The organism is Bifidobacterium sp. LH_413 (assembly GCF_056357015.1).
In genome coordinates this window covers 904,664-921,510 of the sequence record NZ_JBKEVK010000001.1, presented here as the reverse complement: position 1 = coordinate 921,510, position 16,847 = coordinate 904,664, and the positions used below count along the sequence as shown (strand labels likewise).

The following is a 16,847-nucleotide window of genomic DNA, read 5'->3' as shown; positions in this document are numbered from 1 at the left end:
AAGACGCCGGAACGCCTATGCCACGGGAATCCCGACGATTCCGGCGAGGAAACGGTCGGCTCCCTCCCGTTCCTCCCGCGACAGGCGCAGCGTCACGCCCATCGCCTCGCATGCGGCGTCGGCGATGGACAGGCCGAGTCCCACGCCGGAGACGGCGCTGATGCGGGAGTTCACGCCGCGATGGAACGGCTGGACGAGTTCGGTCAGATCGTCGGGCAGTCGCTCCCCGGTGGTGTTGCCGATCGTCAGGAGGAGCCGGTCCCCCTCGCGGTCGAGCGTCACGTCGATCGAGCCTTCGGAGTCCGTGTTGTGCATGACGGCGTTGCGGATGAGATTGTCGACGGCGAGCCGCATCAGCGTCGGGTTCGTCTTCGCCGTGATGCCGTCATGCCCGTCCATGTCGATAGTGACGGCGATTCCGCGTGCGGCGATCTCCGCGTCCATGTCCGCTAGGGCGTCTCTCACGCAGGCGGCGACGTCCGTCGACCCGTCCGCGGCGCTGCCGGCATCCGCGGCGCCGTTGCCTTCGAGCTTGCCGTATGCGCCGCTTTGGATGCGTGAGAGCGTCAGCAGCGCGTCGACCAGTTCGGCGCCGCGCCGGTTGGCGGCGAGCGCACGGCGTACGGAAGGTTCCACGTCGGCGGGGAACCGTCCTTGCGCGAGGGGCGCGTCGAGGTTCGTCTCGACGGCGGCGATGGGCGTGCGCAGCTCGTGCGACGCGTTCGACACGAACCGGCGTTCCGCTTCGGAGGCGGCCTGGATGCGGTCGAGCATCCCGTTGATGGAATCGCCGAGCCGGGTGACCTCGTCGTCGCGTGCGCTCCGTTTCGCCGCATCCCCGCGTTCCACGTCGATGCGCGTGCCGAGGTCGGAGGGGTCGAGCGCGGCGGTCTGGTCGCTGATGGATTGCAGACGTTTCGCCATGCGCGAGGTGACGATCCAGATGACGAGGATGCTGATCGCGCCGAATGCGACGAAGATGATGGCGGCGCTGATGCGCAGCCCGTTGGCGATGGTGTTCTGGTTCCATACGGAGACGCCGTAGGGCGTGCGGATGGTGAACGACCCGTCGCCACCCCAGTCGACGCGGTACGGTTCGCCGTTGATCCGTCCGCTGGCGCTTCCCTCGCCCTTCCCGTCGCTTGAGGAGCCGAGGAAGTCGGGGACGTTCCCGCCCGTGGAACGGTGCGATCGGCTCCATGCGTCGGGATTGGGGTCCGTGGACCAGCCTTGGGCCGACAGATAGTCGTCGTTGTCCGACGACGATCCGTTCGAGCCGTCCCCATTCCCGTTCCGGCCGTTTTCGTAGGTGATGGTCATCGCGTAGGAGAACATACCGTTGACGACGAACATCTGTACGATGGTGGCCGATCCGAGGGCGATGAGGAACACGAGGCCGATGGCGAGCGTGAGCTTCGCACGGAACGTCCTGGGACGGATTCCGTCGAGCACCCCTCTGAAGCGTGTGGCGACGCGATGCCGGACGCCGGGTCTTCCGCCGGAGCCGGCGACGGGGGTCGTCCTATCGGTTTCGTCGGTCATGAGAGCCGGTATCCTTCGCCGCGGGTGGAGACGATCAGGTCACGGCCGCCGAGTTTGCGCCGCAGCGAGTATACGGTGGTCTTGACCGCGTCGGAGGGTTCTCCCGTGCCGTCGCCGTCCCAGACGTTCCGGTAGAGTTCGTCCACGCCCACGTAGCCGCCGTCGGCGCGCATGAGCTCCAGGAGCACGCCGTACTCCTTGGGCGTGAGCCTGACGAGCGTGCGCCCGTGGTCGCGGAACACGAGCCGTCGCGTCGAATCAAGGGTCAGGTCGCCGCGCGTCAGGACCGCCTGTACGGCGAGCCCTTTGCCGGTCCGACGCTGCAGGGCGCGGATGCGGGCGAGCAGTTCCGGGTAGGCGAACGGTTTGGTCAGATAGTCGTCGGCACCCAAATCGAGCCCGCTGACCCGATCGCCGATCTCGGCGGCGGCCGTGAGCATGATCACGGCGACGGGGATGCGGTTCGCGGCGATCGTCGCCATGACCGCGTCGCCGGACAGGACCGGCAGATCCCGGTCGAGCAGCACGATGCCGACATCCGTGTCGGCGAGCGCCGACAGCGCCTCCACTCCGGTCGAAGCCACATCGGTCGCATACCCTTCGTATCGCAGCGCATCATCCAACGCGGCCGCCAGCTCACGGTCGTCCTCGACGATCAGTATCCGCATCCCCGTCTCCTTCCTGTCCCAGGACGGACGTCGTACCAGTCATTATCCTCCCCGAACCAAGGTAAGACGAAAGTGAGAGCGCCGACCACCCGGATGCCACCGCGGACGGTGTTCGATGGATGGTGAAGGAGGGCCGCATCATGGCACGCATAACCGCAGCTTCCACCGACAAACCGGGAACGGCCGTACGACTCGCCGCGGTCATGGCGGCGACGCTGATGACGCTGCCGCTCATGTCCTGCACGGCACCATACGCGCATCCCACCACGGACGACGCCGACGCGACGGATGTTTCGGCGCAAGCCGGCTCCGAAGGCACGACCGACACGTATCCGATCCCCACCATCACGCGCCGGTTCGTCGCATGCCTCGTCTCGAAAGGATTCGACGCGCGCGTCGTGGGGGAGCACAACGACCAGGTCGCCCTACTGGAGATCGACGCGGCCGGCAACCCCAAACAGCCCAAGCTCATCGACGACGGTGGCGGCGTCGTCACACGGGATTGGACCACCGATCCGAACCTGTACCCGAACATCACGTCGACAGGCACCATCAGCAACGCCGTCACCGGCGACGATTTCCCGTACATCATCGCCGACGGCGCCGCCGACCTGGCCGGCTCGCCGTACGCGTCCAGGCAGGGTGACTACGCGGCGTGCGAACACGCCAACCCCGACTTCACCCAAGGCGTGGCCTCCACAGGCATCGACGACTCCCATGCCAGCAGGAAGGACAAGGACGCGGCGCTCGCATTCGCCCGGAAAGCCCGGGCCAAAGGCTTCACCTGGGTCGCCGACCCGACCGGCGACGAACCCCTGCACATCATCATCCCCGACACCGTGCCCGAAACCGACGTGCGCCGCTTCTTCAAGGAATGCCCCGCCGACGGAGCACCCGTCATCTTCAGCTGGACCGGCGACTACCCATACGACACCAATGCGGTCCAACAAGGACGATGACCCCGGCCGGTCCGCCGGAACCATCAAACCCGACGGGACGACGAAAACGGTAATCCGAAAGTGAGCCGACTCCACACGGACACTCCACGCGTCACACGCTTGGATGGAGACACGGCAACCACACAGGGGAATGGGACACGCCATCCCCAAGATGACCAAGGAGGACGCTATGACCAGCATCCAACCAATCCTCGCAGCCAGCCGACACATCTTCGCACTGACCGCGGCAGCCGGATTCTGCCTCGCCGCGCTCGCCGGCTGCGCCACACCATCTGCCGCCGGCACGAATGGCGACGACGCGGATTTGGCCGGCACAACCGCACTCGAAACCGATGCCACCGCCAAACGATTCGTCGCCTGCCTCACAGGCAAAGGCTTCGACGCCCAAGTCGCCGCCGGCCCCGTCACCCCCGGCGCCGACGGCAAGGCCAAACGCCCCACCACCAAAAACATGGCCGAACTGCGCATGATCGACCAATCCGGCAACCCCATCCAAGCCAACGCCGACGGCACCAACGTCGACACCAACGACACAACCCAGCAGCTCTACACCAACGCCATGTACACCAGCCTCGAAGACAACGCCGTCTGGGTGGCGTTCAAGGACTCCACCGCGCTCGCCGGCACACCATACGAGCCGAAACGCTCCGACTACTCCGACTGCGAGAAGAAGAACCCCGATTTCAGCCAACCCGCGCAGGACCTCGCCACACCCCAGACCATCTCCGAAGACGACAAACGCACCGCACTCCACTACGCCCGGAAAGCCCGGGCCAAAGGCTTCACCTGGGTCGCCGACCCGACCGGCGACGAACCCACCACGATTCTCATCCCCAAAACCGTCGGAGAGGAAGAGCTCAGACGGTTTCTCAAAGAATGCCCCGTAGGCGACGCCCACATCGCCTACGGCTTCGACGGCACGCCCGAAGAATTCGGCTACGACTACACGAAGACGATGAGCGAAATCGACGGCTCCGCCACCTCATCCGTCACGGCCCAATAGACGTACAAACCCCGACCCCGGCCGGAAGAACCGGGAACATGCAACGAAAGAGGCCCGACATGACACGAACCGCAACGAGGAGGACCAGAAGAATCCGCCGCGCCATCACGGGCATCGCGGCGCTCGCCGTCGCCGTGGGGCTGGCCGTGGCGTGCGTGGTGGTCAAACCGTGGACGTTCGTCGGGCATACGACCGGCATCGGACGCGCGGCGTCGGCCGCGAAGGTCGATGTGACCACGCTGCGCACCCAGCCGGTCGTCAAGGGCGTCCTCGACGCCGAGACCCGACTGGGAGGGACCCTACAGTACGACGCGTCATCCGACTTCCAGCCGGCCACCGGCGTCATCACCCGACTGCCCACGCCCGGCGCCGAAATCGCCACCGGGCAACAGGTGTACGAGATGAACGGCACGCCCGTGCCGCTCTTCCACGGCGAGCGGCCCTTCTGGCGTACGCTCCAGGTGGATGCGCCGGACGGCCCGGACGTGACCCAGCTCGAACAGAACCTCGCGGAACTCGGATTCTTCGCCGGAACCATCGACGGGCATTTCGACTGGCTGACCCGTGAGGCGGTCCGCCAATGGCAACGTTCGCTCGGCCTGGCCGGCGACGCCGCCAACGGCGTGTTCGAGCCGTCCTCCGTGGTGCTGGCGCCATCGGCGCCGATCCGCGTCAAGACCGTGGCCGCGAGACTCGGAGACAGGGACGCCAGCCCCGGCAGCTACACGGGTACGGCCCTGCACGTGGAAGCCACGCTGACCTCCACGCAGGCCGCCACCTTCAAGGCCGGCGACAAGGTGCAGGTCATCATGCCGGACAACACGACCATCGACACCGCGCTTACGGCGGTCGACCAGGGCGGCCAATCCACGGGCAAGGACGGGCAGGTCACCCCGCCCTCCGCGCGCGTCGACTTCCCCGACCAGACCCAGGTGGCGCGCTTCGGCACGACATCGGTGCAACTCATCATCCCGAATACGGCGGATTCCAGGCAGGCGGGCTCCGGCGAATCGCTGATCGTGCCGGTGACCGCGATCATCGCATCCGCGGGCAACACGTACGCGGTCGAAGTGGTGCGCGGAGACACGGTCACGCGCATCCCCGTCGAAATCGGGCTGGTCGCGAACGCGCGGGTCCAGCTGACGAAGGCCGACGGGCTCGAAGCCGGCGACAAGGTGGTGGTGTCATGACGGGCAGCGGAATGGTACGGCCATCGACCATGCCGGCGCCGCTCCTCACCTTGGAGCGGGCGACGAAAAGCCATCCCGGACGGGACGGCGAACCATTGGAGATCCTGCACGAGACATCCCTCTCCATCGGTCACGGGGAGCGCATCGCGATCGTGGGACCGTCCGGTTCGGGCAAATCGACGCTCCTGTCGCTGCTCGGCACGCTCGACATGCCCACCAGCGGCACGTTGCACTACGACGGCGACGATGTGGCCGCGATGGGGGAACGGAGACGCAGCATGCTGCGGGCCGCGCGAATCGGCTTCGTATTCCAACAGTTCCACCTCATCCCGACGGTCTCCGCGCTGGAGAACGTGACGACGGGACTCCAATACACATCCACGCCCCGCGCAACGCGTAAGGCACTCGCGATCGAGGCCCTGGAACGCGTCGGACTGAAGGAACGCCTCCACCATCGCCCATCACAGCTCTCCGGCGGCGAACAGCAGCGCGTGGCCATCGCCCGCGCCCTCGCCAAACGGCCGGACATCATCTTCGCCGACGAACCCACCGGCGCACTCGACACCGCCACAGGACACGCGGTCATCGACCTGCTGCTCGAAGCGGCGGACGACGGGGCGAGCCTCGTGGTCGTCACGCACGATTCCGACATCGCGGCCCGTTTCCCGCGCTGCCTCCACATCCAGGACGGCAACGTGCGGGACGACACCCTGCGAGACGCCGCCGCGACGGAACCGATGGAAGGGGAACGACCATGAACGACGACACACGATCCACGCGGCCGATTGGCACGCGCATCATGGACCTCCTGCACACGGCATGGATCGGCGCGACCGGACGGACGTCACGTACGACGCTCGCCTCACTGGGCATCGCGCTCGGCGTCGCCGCATACGTGGCGCTGTCCGGCATCGCCGCATCGAACCAGGCGGCGCTGCTCGCACGACTCGACGCGCTCGGGGCGAACCTGCAGGTGGTCACGCCGGGACAGGACGCCGCACGACAGCCGATCCCATTGCCTCAGTACGCGCCGAAGACCATCGCCCGCCAACCACAGGTCGAACGGGTCGGCGTCTTCGACACCCCACCGGAGAACGCGCGGATCTTCAAGAACGAATTCGTCCCCAAATCCAACGGCAACGCGCTGGCGTTGTCCGTCATGAGACCAGGCGCGCTCGACGCCCTCGGCGCCTCCCTCGCACAAGGCCACGGCATCGACACGGACAACGAGAACCTGCCCGTCACGATCCTCGGCTCCGAAGCCGCCTACCGCCTCGGCGTGACCACGACCGGAGACCGCATCCTCATCGACGACGCATGGTACGGCGTCATCGGCATCCTCGAACCGATGCCGCAAGCGCAGCACTTCGACTCATCCGTGATCATCGGATCGAAATACGCGAAAGCCCACTACCCGGACCAAACGCAAACCATCAGCCGAATCAGCGCCATCTACGTACGCACGAAACCCGGCGACGCGGAGACGCTGCGCCGCATGATCGCCCACGCGGCGAACCTCACCGGAACCGGCGTGACCGTCAACGCGGCCGCCGACCTATCCGAAGCCCGCAACGCCACCGACGACTCACTGACCGCATTGGGACTCATGATCGGCGCGATCGCACTCGCCATGGGAGGAACGAGCATCGCCAACATGATGATCGTCACCGTGATGGAACGCCGTGGCGAAATCGGACTGCGACGCGCGCTCGGCGCGACCCCCGGCGCCATCCGCATGCAATTCCTCACCGAAGCGGCACTGCTCTCCACACTCGGCGGATTCGCCGGCGTCCTGCTCGGCGCAGGAACGGCGATAGGCGTCGCACTATCCACACGACAACCAATCGCACTGGACTGGACATCCCTGCCGACGGCATGGTGCGCCGCCATCCTCGTCGGCGCGCTCGCCGGCATCCATCCGGCCTCCCGCGCGGCGCGGTTCACCCCTACGGCGGCGTTGCGCGGCGACTGACGGCGACGGCATCACGGAACCGTGGCGGTACGGCGGTACGCCGGTGCGGCGAGAGCCGGAATGCGTCCCCCATGCCCGGAATGTAGGACGCGCGCGCCGGTTGCGGACATGGTTGGCCTATGGTGGCGCATGGTCAGACTTCAGACATTCAAGGGAGGACCATGTCGGTACTGGACGAATTGGTGGCGGGCGCGCTGGAGGACCAGCAGACCCGTGAGCGCACCGTGTCGTTGGAGGACGTGAGGAAGGCCGCGCTGACGGCCCCGGCCCCGATCGACGCGAAACGATGGCTCAAGCGCGCCGACGGCATCCCCGTGATCGCCGAGATCAAACGCGCCTCCCCGTCCAAGGGCCACCTGAGCGACATCCCCGACCCGGCCGCATTGGCCCGCGAATACGAGCGGGGCGGCGCGAGCGCCATCTCCGTGCTCACCGAAGGACGCCGCTTCCTCGGATCCCTCGACGATCTCGACAAGGTGCGCGCCGCCGTGCACATCCCGGTGCTGCGCAAGGACTTCATCGTCACCGACTACCAGATTTACGAGGCGCGTGCGCACGGCGCCGACCTGGTGCTGCTCATCGTCGCCGCGTTGGACGACGCGAAGCTGAGGCACCTGCTCGGCCTGGCGCACGAGCTGGGCATGACCGTGCTCGTCGAGACGCACACACGCGAGGAGATCGAGCGCGCCATCGCCGCCGGGGCGAAGGTCATCGGCATCAACGCCCGCAACCTGAAGAACCTCAGGGTCGACGTCAACAAGTACGCCGAACTGGCCGACGACCTGCCCCACGACGTGATCCGAGTCGCCGAATCCGGCGTGTTCGGCGCGGTCGAGGTCGAGGACTACGGCCGGGCCGGCGCCGACGCGGTGCTGGTCGGCGAGGGCGTCGCCACGGCGGACGACCATGAACTTGCGGTTGAACGACTAGTGAAGGCAGGAGCAAGAGTGAAAGCATCAGAAACCACCCCGTTGAGCGAACACCACGGCCCGTACTGGGGCCAGTTCGGCGGCCGATACGTGCCCGAGGCGCTCATCACCGCGCTCGACGAGCTGGAGCGCGTCTACGATGAGGCCAAGAAGGACCCCGAATTCCACAAGGAGTTCATGACGCTGCAGCAGCGCTATGTGGGCCGTCCCTCGCCGCTGACCGAAGCGCCGCGCTTCGCGAAGCTCATCCGCGAGAAGACCGGACTCGACGCCCGCGTCTTCCTCAAGCGCGAGGACCTCAACCACACCGGCGCGCACAAGATCAACAACGCGCTCGGCCAGGCGCTGCTCGTCAAGCGCATGGGCAAGACCCGCGTGATCGCGGAGACCGGCGCCGGCCAGCACGGCGTCGCCACCGCCACCGTGTGCGCGATGCTCGGTCTCAAGTGCCGCATCTACATGGGGCAGATCGACGCTCGCCGCCAGGCCCTCAACGTGGCGCGCATGCGCATGCTCGGTGCCGAGGTCGTCGAGGTCACGCTCGGCGACAAGATCCTCAAGGACGCCATCAACGAGGCGTTGCGCGACTGGGTCACCAACGTCAAGGACACGCACTACCTGCTCGGCACGGTCGCGGGCCCGCATCCGTTCCCCGAGATGGTGCGCGACTTCCAGAAGATCATCGGCGAGGAGGCCAAGCAGCAGCTCAAGGACTGGTACGGCATCGACCATCCGGACGCGGTGTGCGCGTGCGTGGGTGGCGGCTCCAATGCCATCGGCGTGATGAACGCGTTCCTCGACGACGAACGTGTCAACCTGTACGGCTACGAGGCCGGCGGCAACGGCCCCGAATCCGGCAGGCACGCCATCCGCTTCGCCCCTGGCACCGGCCAGCTCGGCATGTTCCAGGGCGCCAAGAGCTACCTGCTGGAGACCGACGAGGGCCAGACGCTCGACACGTACTCCATCTCCGCCGGCCTCGACTATGCGTCCGTCGGCCCCGAGCACGCGTGGCTCAAGGACATCGGCCGCGTCAACTACTCGTGGGCCACCGACGAGGAGGCGATGAACGCGTTCCGCGACCTGAGCCAGACCGAAGGCATCATTCCCGCCATCGAAAGCTCGCACGCGGTCGCCGGCTCCTTCAAGGCCGCCGCCGACCTCAAGGCGAAGGGCTACGACAAGGCCGTGATGATCATCAACATCTCCGGCCGAGGCGACAAGGACATGGCCACCGCCGGCAAGTGGTTCGGCTACCTGACCGACGACCAGGCCGCCGCGCTCGAAGTGACCGGCGCGCACGGGAACACGGTCGCCTGAACGGCGACGGATGCACAGCATCAGGAGGAGATTTTCGATATGACAAACGCAGCAACCACGCCCTCCGGCCAGCCGCTGGGCATCAGCCACCGGCCCAGCCCCACCGAGGCCATGTTCGCGAAGTTCAAGGCCGAGGACAAGCCGGCCTTCATCGGCTACCTGCCGTACGGCTTCCCGGACCCCGAGGTCTCGCTCGACGCCTTCCGCACGATGGTCGAGCACGGCGTCGACGCGGTCGAGATCGGCCTGCCGTACTCCGACCCGGTCATGGACGGCCCGGTCATCCAGGCCGCGTCCTCCATCGCCCTGAACAACGGCGAGACCATCCGACGCGTCTTCGAGGCCGTGGAGACCGTGGCCAACGCCGGCGGCGTGCCGCTCATCATGAGCTACTGGAACCTCATCTACCACTACGGCGTCGAGAAGTTCGCCCGCGACTTCGAGAACGCGGGCGGCGCCGGCCTCATCACCCCGGACCTCATCCCGGACGAGGCGGGGGAGTGGATCGAGGCGTCCGACCGTCACGGGCTCGACCGCATCTTCCTCGTGTCGCCCGACTCCGCCGACGAGCGTCTCGAAGTCGTCGCGAGGAACGCGCGTGGCTTCGTCTACGCGGCCGCCCGCATGGGCGTCACCGGCGAACGCGCGAGCATCGACGCGTCCCCCGAGACGCTCGTCGCACGCACCCGCAAGGCGGGCGCGAAGAACGTGTGCGTCGGCATCGGCGTGTCCACCGCCGAACAGGGCGCGAAGGTCGGCTCCTACGCGGACGGCGTGATCGTCGGCTCGGCGCTTGTGCACACGCTGCTCGCCGACGACAACCGTTCGCCGCGCGACACCGCCGAAGGCCTGAAGCTGCTCGCCGCCAAGAGCGAGGAACTCGCCGCGGGCATCCACGGGGCGCGCGCCTGACGTCCGCCGTTCCGCACGGGCGCGTCGGATCCACGGCGCGCCCGTCGTAGGATGAGAGCGATGAAACCCATGAATCTCGCATACATTCCCTCGCCGACGTTCTCGAAGTTCCAGATCGGACCGGTGACCATCCGCATGTACGCGGTATGCATCCTCATCGGCGTGTGCTTCGCCGTGTGGATCCTCACCCGCCGTTGGAAGCGCGTGGGCGGCACCTTCGACCAAGTGCTCGACACCACGCTCGTCGCCGTGCCCTCGGGGCTCGTCGGCGCGCGCCTGTACCACTGCATCACCACGCCGTCCGCGTACTTCCCGCCCACCGGCAGCCTCGTCAATATCCTCAAGGTGTGGGAGGGCGGCATGGCCATCTTCGGCGGCATCGGCGTGGGCGCGCTGGCCGCGTTCCTCTGGTGCCGCCACAAGCGCTACCCGTTCGCCCTGCTCGCCGACTGCCTCGCCCCGGGACTCCTCGTGGCGCAGGCCATCGGACGCCTCGGCAACTGGTTCAACCAGGAGCTGTTCGGCTGGCCCACCACCCTGCCGTGGGGACTGAAGCTCAACGATTCGGCGGACGCGATCGGCAGCACCGAAGTGTGCTACCAGGGGACCGCATGCCCTTCCGGCACGCTGTTCCACCCCACGTTCCTGTACGAGATGATCTGGAACCTCATCGGGGCCGCGCTCATCGTATGGATCGGACGCAGGTTCGCCGACCGGCTCAAGGCCGGCCAGCAGTTTGCCATGTACATGATCTGGTACGGCCTCGGCCGCACATGGATCGAGAACGTGCGCATCAACTACTCCACCGTGATCCTGGGCCTCAGGACCAACGTGTGGACCGCCATCCTCGTCTTCCTCGCCGGATGCGTCCTGTTCGCCGCGCTGCACCGCGTCGGACGGGAGACGTCGACGCTCGCCGCCCGTCTCACCGCGGTCACCGCGGACGAGCTCGAACGGCAGCGCCAGGCCGAGGAGCGTTCCGAAGACGAACACGCGAGGAACGACGACTGAACATCCGCCCCGTCCGGCGGCGCAACGCTCCCGGACGCCGGCCATAGTCCCATTTGATGGATAAGGTATGGAACCATGAAGAAGATTGAAATCGCCCCCAGCATCCTGTCCGCCGACTTCTGCAACCTTGAGCGCGACCTCAAGGCGATCGCCAACGCGGACCTCGTCCACGTCGATGTGATGGACCATCACTTCGTCCCGAACCTGACGCTCGGAGAGCCGATCGTCAAGCGCATCTGCGAGGTCACCGACCTGCCGGTCGACGTGCACCTCATGATCGAGGACCCGGACCGCTGGGCCCCCGAATACGCGCGTCTCGGCGCCTCCTCCGTGTCCTTCCACATGGGCGCCACCCACGCCCCGGTCCGTCTCGCCCGCCAGCTGCGCGACATGGGCTGCAAGGCCTGCTTCGCCGTGCGCCCCGCCGAGCCGGTCGAGCCGATCTTCGACATCCTCGACGAGTTCGACATGATCCTCATCATGACCGTCGAGCCCGGCTTCGGCGGCCAGAAGTTCCTCGACAACCAGATGGCCAAGGTCCGTCGCCTGCGTGACGAGATCACCCGCCGCGGCCTCGACACCAAGATCCAGGTGGACGGCGGCGTCAGCCCGAAGACCGCGCACATCGTGGCCGAGGCCGGAGCCGACGTGCTCGTGGCCGGCTCCGCCGTGTACGGCGCCGACGACCGCGCGGCCGCCATCGACTCCATCCGCGAGAAGGCCGCAGCCGCGTACCGCGACTGAGCGTCGACACGCACGGTTTCCCCGCGGGATTCCATATTCCGAAACCAAGAAGAAAGCATCACAGACACATGAAGACGTTCGAATCGCTGTTCGCCGAACTGAGCGAGAAGGCCAAGACCCGTCCGGAAGGCTCCCTGACCGTCGATGAGCTCGACAAGGGCACTCACTTCATCGGCAAGAAGATCGTCGAGGAGGCCTCCGAGACCTGGATCGCCGCCGAATACGAGGGCGCGGACCGCACCGCCGAGGAGATGAGCCAGCTGCTCTACCACGTGCAGGTCATGATGATCAAGCACGGTCTGAGCCTCGAGGACGTCTACAAGCACCTGTGACTGTTTCCGCGGCGCGGGCGATATAGCCCGCGCCGCATCCATGACTAAGGGGAAAACCATGCTGAGAATCGCCGTGCCCAACAAGGGCATGCTGTCCGAACCCGCCTGGAACATGCTGGCGGAGGCGGGCTACCGTCTGCGCACCAACTCGCGTCAGCTTGTCGTCGAGGATCCGGACAACGACATCGAACTGTTCTACCTGCGTCCGCTCGACATCGCCGTGTACGTGGGCCGCGGCACCATCGACTGCGGCATCACCGGCCAGGACCTGCTCAAGAACTCCGGCACCGCCGCGCTCGAGCACATGCCGCTCGGCTTCGGAGCCTCCACGTTCCGCTTCGCCGCGCCGAACGGATCCTCCTTCTCCAAGCTGGAGGACATCGACGGCAAGCGCGTCGCCACCTCCTTCGACAAGCTCGTGCACGACTACCTCGTCGACCACGGCATCAACGCGGAGACCATCCATCTGGACGGCGCCGTCGAATCGTCCGTGCAGCTGGGCGTCGCCGACCTCATCGCCGACGTCGTGTCCACCGGCACCACGCTGAGGAACGCCGGCCTGCGCATCTTCGCCGACCCGATCATGCACTCCGAGGCGTGCCTCATCCGCTCGCCGCGACTGGACGAGAAGGACGAGCGCCTGACCATCCTGAGCCGTCGTCTCGAAGGCGTGATCACCGCGCAGCGCTACGTGCTCATGGACTACGACATCCCCGTGTCCAAGGTCGCCGCCGCCATCGACGTGACCCCCGGCTTCGAAAGCCCCACCATTTCGCCGTTGCACGATAAGCAGTGGAACGCGGTGCGCGTCATGGTGCCCAAGGCGAAGGTCAACCAGCTCATGGACAAGCTGTACGACGTGGGCGCGCGCGGCATCATCGTGACCGCGCTGACCGCGTCGCGCATCTGACCCACGCGGGCGACGACGCCATAATCCCCATACGACCAGAGGCAAACGAAACACCGACAGCATGACCGAACGCAACACCAAGTCGACCTACAGCCCGGAACCGCGCGACATCTATCTCACGATTCCGAACCTGCTCAGCCTGTTCAGGATCATCTCGATTCCGTTCATCGCATGGCTGATGTCGAACCACGAAATGGTGAACGCCCTGATCGTGCTGGCGGTCTCCTCACTCTCCGACGGATTGGACGGCATCCTCGCCCGCAGACTCAATCAGGTGAGCAAGATCGGCCAGATTCTCGATCCTCTGGCCGACCGCTTGCTCATTCTCTGCTCGATCATCGCGCTCGGCGTCGCCGGTATCATCCCATGGTGGATGCTCATCGTCATCGGCATACGCGACCTGTTCATGGCCATCCAGGTGCTGTGGCTCGCGCAATACGGTTATGGCCCGCTGCCCGTGCATTTCGTCGGCAAGACCGGCACCGCATTGCTCATGATGGCGATCGTCTCGCTCACCATCGCCGACCTCGGCACCGGGTCGCTGTTCCGTCTGCTGCATCTGGCGGCGCTGGCCACCGGCATCTGGGGCGTCGCCATGTACTGGCTCGCCGGGTACATCTACTTCCGCCAGGGAGTCACCGTGCTGCGCCAGGAGCTGCCGCAACGGCATGAGCAGCGAGAGCGCGAACGGCGTGAGAAGGCCCGCGCATGAGCGTGGACGAGCCGGTGCCGGCATCATATCCAGCGGGGAGAGGAACGGACGGAGCGCCGACAAGGCGTCGTCGTTCGGCATTCTCCCACGCGTACGGGGGACTCCTATCCCATCATGCCGCCCAGGCAACGGCTCCGCTGAGCGAGCGGGAACGCCGCCGACGCATCCGCCAGGACGATTCCTTGAGACTCATCGACGATCTGACCAACCGTCCGCTCGACCCGATCTATCTCGATTCGAACCTCGCCACCCACCGCGAATCGCCGATGATGATGTGGGTGACGCGCGTGGTCTGCTTCATCGTCTGCATCGGCGTCGGATTCCTCGGCAGCCTGTTCGTGCAGCAGCTCCATTCCGATCCGCGCAAGGCGGTGAGGGCGTCGCTCGCCGCCGAACTCGAATCCTCGCAGAAGAACGTCGGCAAGCTCACCGGCGAGGTGAACACGCTGCGCGGCCAGATCGAACGGCAATCGAAACGTCTCGACGTCGCCGGCTCCACGCAGACCGTGTTGGACGACGAGATGGCCAGCGGCCAGGTGAAGGTGACCGGCGAGGGCGTCACGCTCACCGTATCCAACCCGATCGCCGCCTCCAATGGCTCCACGAACGGCGCCACGCCGCGTGAATCCTCCGGCGGGCATCTGCGCGTCGTCACCGACGCCGACCTGCAGCAGCTCGTCTCCCTGCTCTGGCAGTCCGGTGCCGAGGCGATCGCGGTGAACGGGCATCGGCTCGGCATCCAGACCTCGATCCGCACCGCCGGCGGCACGATCCTCATCGGATTGGACGCGGTCGACAGCCCGTACCGCATCGAGGCCATCGGGGACAGGACCGCGCTGTCCCAGGTCGCCGATCCCGACAGGCTCGGGACCCTGTATGACGCCTACAAGGACGCCGGCATCACCCTGCAGATGAAACAGTCGAAGTCGATTACACTGGAAGCGGCCGTAGTCGGAGACATCAGCTACGCGAGGAAGGCGAAGTAATGGCAGCAGTGCTCGGACTGATCATCGGCGTGGTGATCGGCGTGTTCGTCCAACCGGACATTCCCGTATGGATACAGCCGTATCTGCCGATTATGGTGGTGGCGGCGCTCGACGCGCTGCTCGGCGCCGCGCGCGCCTATTTCGAGCGCCGCTTCTCCGATCGCGTGTTCATCATCTCGTTCTTCGCGAACGTCATCACCGCCACGCTGCTCGTCCTGCTCGGCAACCAGCTCGGCGTCGGCTCGCAGCTGCAGACCGCCGTCATCGTCGTGCTCGGCATCCGCATCTTCTCCAACGTGTCCGCCATCCGACGGTTCATCTTCCGAGGCTGACATGGCGAGACGAGGCAGGAAACCCGCACGGAACGGCGGGAACATCATCGGCGAGATGAAGGCGCGCGACGCCGCCGAGAAACGCAACGATTCGTTGGAGACCGGATCGTTCCCCCAGGTCGGCAAACGTCGGGACGGCAAACGTGAGCTCGGCGGGGCCGGACTGAAGACCAAGCTCGCCTCGACGCTGCTCGTCGTGCTCATGTGCGCCCTCCTCGGCTTCGGCTACATGACGCAGATCAACAACACGCAGTCCACCTACGAGACGATGAGCGAGGACGAGCTCGTACGCCTCATCAACGAGACCAGCACGCAGGCCACGAACCTCGAACAGCGCAAGAACGAGCTCACCAGCCAGCTCACCAGCCTCAAGGCCGCCGCCGACCAACGCGACCAGGCCGAGAAGATCGCCAAGCAGAACGAGGAGACCAGCGGCATCATCTCCGGCAGGCTGCCCGCGCAGGGGCAGGGCGTGATCATCCGCATCACCAAGGGCACGAAGCAGAGCATCGACGCGGCCACGCTGTTCACCCTCATCGAGGAGCTGCGCAACGCCGGCGCCGAAGTCATCTCCATCGGAGACGTGCGCGTCGTCACCTCCACCTCGATCGTCAAAGGCAACGACGGCAAGCTGCAGTGCGACGGCGTCACGCTCGACACGCCGTATGTGGTGCGTGCCATCGGCAATCCGGGGGACCTGCAGAACGCGGTGAACATCGCGGGCGGCATCGGCTCCAGACTCAAAGTCATGTACGGTTCACGCGTCACCGTCGAACAATCCGACGACGTCGTCATCAACGCCGTGCGCGGCGAAAAGCAATATAAGTACGCAAGGACGGTAGAATAGGAAACCATGACAGAACCAATTCCCAGCGCAGGCGAGACGACCATCATCGGTCTGCCCGCAATCACCATTCCCGTAACCGCGACCGGCGACCGTCCGCTCACCACGGAGGATCTCGACACCATCGCCCGACTGTCGGAGGGCACGGCGCTGCTGATCTCCACGCGAGGCGCGGTGTCCGGCTCCCGTTACCTGCTCGATGAGGACGAGGTGACGGTGGGGCGCGACCCGCGTGCCGACATCCTGCTCGACGACTCCACGGTCTCGCGTTCACACGCCGTGTTCCGTCGCACCGGGGGAGTGTTCACCGTCGTGGACGCCGGTTCCCTGAACGGCACGTACGTGAACCGCCAGCGTGTCGACCAGGCCACGTTGAAGAACGGTGACGAGATCATGATCGGTAAGTTCCGTCTCGTCTTCTTCACGAAGTCGGCCGTCATCTCCTGACGATGGTCCACAGGGCGTAGCCGGGCACGGGAAC

At 66.2% G+C, this 16,847-nt stretch carries 18 protein-coding genes; 16 read left to right on the top strand and 2 right to left on the bottom strand.

The features are described from left to right. Nucleotides 1-15: 15 nt before the first annotated feature. Nucleotides 16-1,542 carry a sensor histidine kinase gene (locus tag AC1AYN_RS03730; RefSeq protein ID WP_476532164.1) on the bottom strand — a complete coding sequence of 509 codons (1,527 nt, stop codon included), beginning with the start codon at nt 1,540-1,542 and terminating at the stop codon, nt 16-18. Beyond that, nucleotides 1,539-2,210 (bottom strand): response regulator transcription factor, encoded by a 672-nt coding sequence (locus AC1AYN_RS03725; protein WP_476532162.1) that lies wholly within the window; start codon nt 2,208-2,210, stop codon nt 1,539-1,541. Before AC1AYN_RS03725 ends, AC1AYN_RS03730 begins: the two co-directional genes overlap by 4 nt. Nucleotides 2,211-2,350: 140 nt before the next feature. Between AC1AYN_RS03725 and AC1AYN_RS03720 the strand changes: the two genes are divergently transcribed. From AC1AYN_RS03720 to AC1AYN_RS03645, 16 genes are all read left to right on the top strand, one after another. Further along, nucleotides 2,351-3,169 carry a hypothetical protein gene (locus AC1AYN_RS03720; RefSeq protein ID WP_476532161.1) on the top strand — a complete coding sequence of 273 codons (819 nt, stop codon included), beginning with the start codon at nt 2,351-2,353 and terminating at the stop codon, nt 3,167-3,169. A 169-nt stretch (nt 3,170-3,338) separates the two neighbouring features. Next, the gene (locus AC1AYN_RS03715) at nt 3,339-4,172 is read left to right on the top strand and encodes a hypothetical protein (RefSeq protein WP_476532159.1); all 834 of its coding nucleotides are present in this window, start codon (nt 3,339-3,341) and stop codon (nt 4,170-4,172) included. 59 nt (nt 4,173-4,231) lie between these two features. After that, nucleotides 4,232-5,362, top strand: coding sequence for a peptidoglycan-binding protein (locus AC1AYN_RS03710; RefSeq protein WP_476532158.1), 1,131 nt, complete (start codon nt 4,232-4,234; stop codon nt 5,360-5,362). Between the two features lie 29 nt (nt 5,363-5,391). Then, nucleotides 5,392-6,120, top strand: coding sequence for an ABC transporter ATP-binding protein (locus AC1AYN_RS03705; protein ID WP_476532156.1), 729 nt, complete (start codon nt 5,392-5,394; stop codon nt 6,118-6,120). Next, nucleotides 6,117-7,334, top strand: coding sequence for an ABC transporter permease (locus AC1AYN_RS03700; RefSeq protein WP_476532155.1), 1,218 nt, complete (start codon nt 6,117-6,119; stop codon nt 7,332-7,334). Before AC1AYN_RS03705 ends, AC1AYN_RS03700 begins: the two co-directional genes overlap by 4 nt. A gap of 161 nt (nt 7,335-7,495) precedes the next feature. Then, a complete protein-coding gene (locus tag AC1AYN_RS03695) occupies nt 7,496-9,583 on the top strand; it encodes a bifunctional indole-3-glycerol phosphate synthase/tryptophan synthase subunit beta (protein ID WP_476532154.1) in 2,088 nt (695 codons plus the stop codon). Nucleotides 9,584-9,622: 39 nt separating this feature from the next. Continuing rightward, nucleotides 9,623-10,495 carry a tryptophan synthase subunit alpha gene (gene trpA, locus AC1AYN_RS03690; protein WP_034528229.1) on the top strand — a complete coding sequence of 291 codons (873 nt, stop codon included), beginning with the start codon at nt 9,623-9,625 and terminating at the stop codon, nt 10,493-10,495. 69 nt (nt 10,496-10,564) lie between these two features. Beyond that, nucleotides 10,565-11,506, top strand: a complete 942-nt coding sequence (lgt, locus tag AC1AYN_RS03685; RefSeq protein ID WP_034528231.1) for a prolipoprotein diacylglyceryl transferase — start codon at nt 10,565-10,567, stop codon at nt 11,504-11,506. Between the two features lie 75 nt (nt 11,507-11,581). Next, the gene (rpe, locus tag AC1AYN_RS03680; protein ID WP_034528233.1) at nt 11,582-12,250 is read left to right on the top strand and encodes a ribulose-phosphate 3-epimerase; all 669 of its coding nucleotides are present in this window, start codon (nt 11,582-11,584) and stop codon (nt 12,248-12,250) included. A gap of 68 nt (nt 12,251-12,318) precedes the next feature. Beyond that, a complete protein-coding gene (locus AC1AYN_RS03675; RefSeq protein WP_034528235.1) occupies nt 12,319-12,582 on the top strand; it encodes a phosphoribosyl-ATP diphosphatase in 264 nt (87 codons plus the stop codon). Nucleotides 12,583-12,640: 58 nt separating this feature from the next. After that, the gene (gene hisG / locus AC1AYN_RS03670; protein ID WP_476501691.1) at nt 12,641-13,492 is read left to right on the top strand and encodes an ATP phosphoribosyltransferase; all 852 of its coding nucleotides are present in this window, start codon (nt 12,641-12,643) and stop codon (nt 13,490-13,492) included. A 61-nt stretch (nt 13,493-13,553) separates the two neighbouring features. Beyond that, nucleotides 13,554-14,204 carry a CDP-alcohol phosphatidyltransferase family protein gene (locus AC1AYN_RS03665; protein ID WP_476501692.1) on the top strand — a complete coding sequence of 217 codons (651 nt, stop codon included), beginning with the start codon at nt 13,554-13,556 and terminating at the stop codon, nt 14,202-14,204. Continuing rightward, nucleotides 14,201-15,190 (top strand): DUF881 domain-containing protein, encoded by a 990-nt coding sequence (locus AC1AYN_RS03660; RefSeq protein ID WP_476532152.1) that lies wholly within the window; start codon nt 14,201-14,203, stop codon nt 15,188-15,190. Before AC1AYN_RS03665 ends, AC1AYN_RS03660 begins: the two co-directional genes overlap by 4 nt. Further along, a complete protein-coding gene (locus AC1AYN_RS03655) occupies nt 15,190-15,522 on the top strand; it encodes a small basic family protein (RefSeq protein WP_101623019.1) in 333 nt (110 codons plus the stop codon). The genes AC1AYN_RS03660 and AC1AYN_RS03655 overlap by 1 nt, the downstream gene beginning before the upstream one ends. A gap of 1 nt (nt 15,523) precedes the next feature. Then, entirely contained in the window at nt 15,524-16,369 is an 846-nt protein-coding gene (locus AC1AYN_RS03650; protein ID WP_476532150.1) for a DUF881 domain-containing protein, read from the top strand. A gap of 6 nt (nt 16,370-16,375) precedes the next feature. Then, on the top strand, nt 16,376-16,813 hold the full coding sequence (locus AC1AYN_RS03645; protein WP_476501695.1) for an FHA domain-containing protein: 438 nt from the start codon (nt 16,376-16,378) through the stop codon (nt 16,811-16,813). The last annotated feature ends 34 nt before the right edge of the window (nt 16,814-16,847 follow it).

Bases quoted from the DNA above. Each gene is read 5' to 3' on its own strand.
- AC1AYN_RS03675 (WP_034528235.1), top strand. From the start codon at position 12,319: ATGAAGACGTTCGAATCGCTGTTCGCCGAACTGAGCGAGAAGGCCAAG.
- hisG (WP_476501691.1), top strand. From the start codon at position 12,641: ATGCTGAGAATCGCCGTGCCCAACAAGGGCATGCTGTCCGAACCCGCC.
- AC1AYN_RS03650 (WP_476532150.1), top strand. From the start codon at position 15,524: ATGGCGAGACGAGGCAGGAAACCCGCACGGAACGGCGGGAACATCATC.
- AC1AYN_RS03730 (WP_476532164.1), bottom strand. From the start codon at position 1,542: ATGACCGACGAAACCGATAGGACGACCCCCGTCGCCGGCTCCGGCGGA.
- AC1AYN_RS03710 (WP_476532158.1), top strand. From the start codon at position 4,232: ATGACACGAACCGCAACGAGGAGGACCAGAAGAATCCGCCGCGCCATC.
- AC1AYN_RS03720 (WP_476532161.1), top strand. From the start codon at position 2,351: ATGGCACGCATAACCGCAGCTTCCACCGACAAACCGGGAACGGCCGTA.
- AC1AYN_RS03645 (WP_476501695.1), top strand. From the start codon at position 16,376: ATGACAGAACCAATTCCCAGCGCAGGCGAGACGACCATCATCGGTCTG.
- AC1AYN_RS03660 (WP_476532152.1), top strand. From the start codon at position 14,201: ATGAGCGTGGACGAGCCGGTGCCGGCATCATATCCAGCGGGGAGAGGA.
- trpA (WP_034528229.1), top strand. From the start codon at position 9,623: ATGACAAACGCAGCAACCACGCCCTCCGGCCAGCCGCTGGGCATCAGC.
- AC1AYN_RS03665 (WP_476501692.1), top strand. From the start codon at position 13,554: ATGACCGAACGCAACACCAAGTCGACCTACAGCCCGGAACCGCGCGAC.
- AC1AYN_RS03695 (WP_476532154.1), top strand. From the start codon at position 7,496: ATGTCGGTACTGGACGAATTGGTGGCGGGCGCGCTGGAGGACCAGCAG.
- AC1AYN_RS03655 (WP_101623019.1), top strand. From the start codon at position 15,190: ATGGCAGCAGTGCTCGGACTGATCATCGGCGTGGTGATCGGCGTGTTC.
- lgt (WP_034528231.1), top strand. From the start codon at position 10,565: ATGAATCTCGCATACATTCCCTCGCCGACGTTCTCGAAGTTCCAGATC.
- AC1AYN_RS03715 (WP_476532159.1), top strand. From the start codon at position 3,339: ATGACCAGCATCCAACCAATCCTCGCAGCCAGCCGACACATCTTCGCA.
- AC1AYN_RS03705 (WP_476532156.1), top strand. From the start codon at position 5,392: ATGCCGGCGCCGCTCCTCACCTTGGAGCGGGCGACGAAAAGCCATCCC.
- rpe (WP_034528233.1), top strand. From the start codon at position 11,582: ATGAAGAAGATTGAAATCGCCCCCAGCATCCTGTCCGCCGACTTCTGC.
- AC1AYN_RS03700 (WP_476532155.1), top strand. From the start codon at position 6,117: ATGAACGACGACACACGATCCACGCGGCCGATTGGCACGCGCATCATG.
- AC1AYN_RS03725 (WP_476532162.1), bottom strand. From the start codon at position 2,210: ATGCGGATACTGATCGTCGAGGACGACCGTGAGCTGGCGGCCGCGTTG.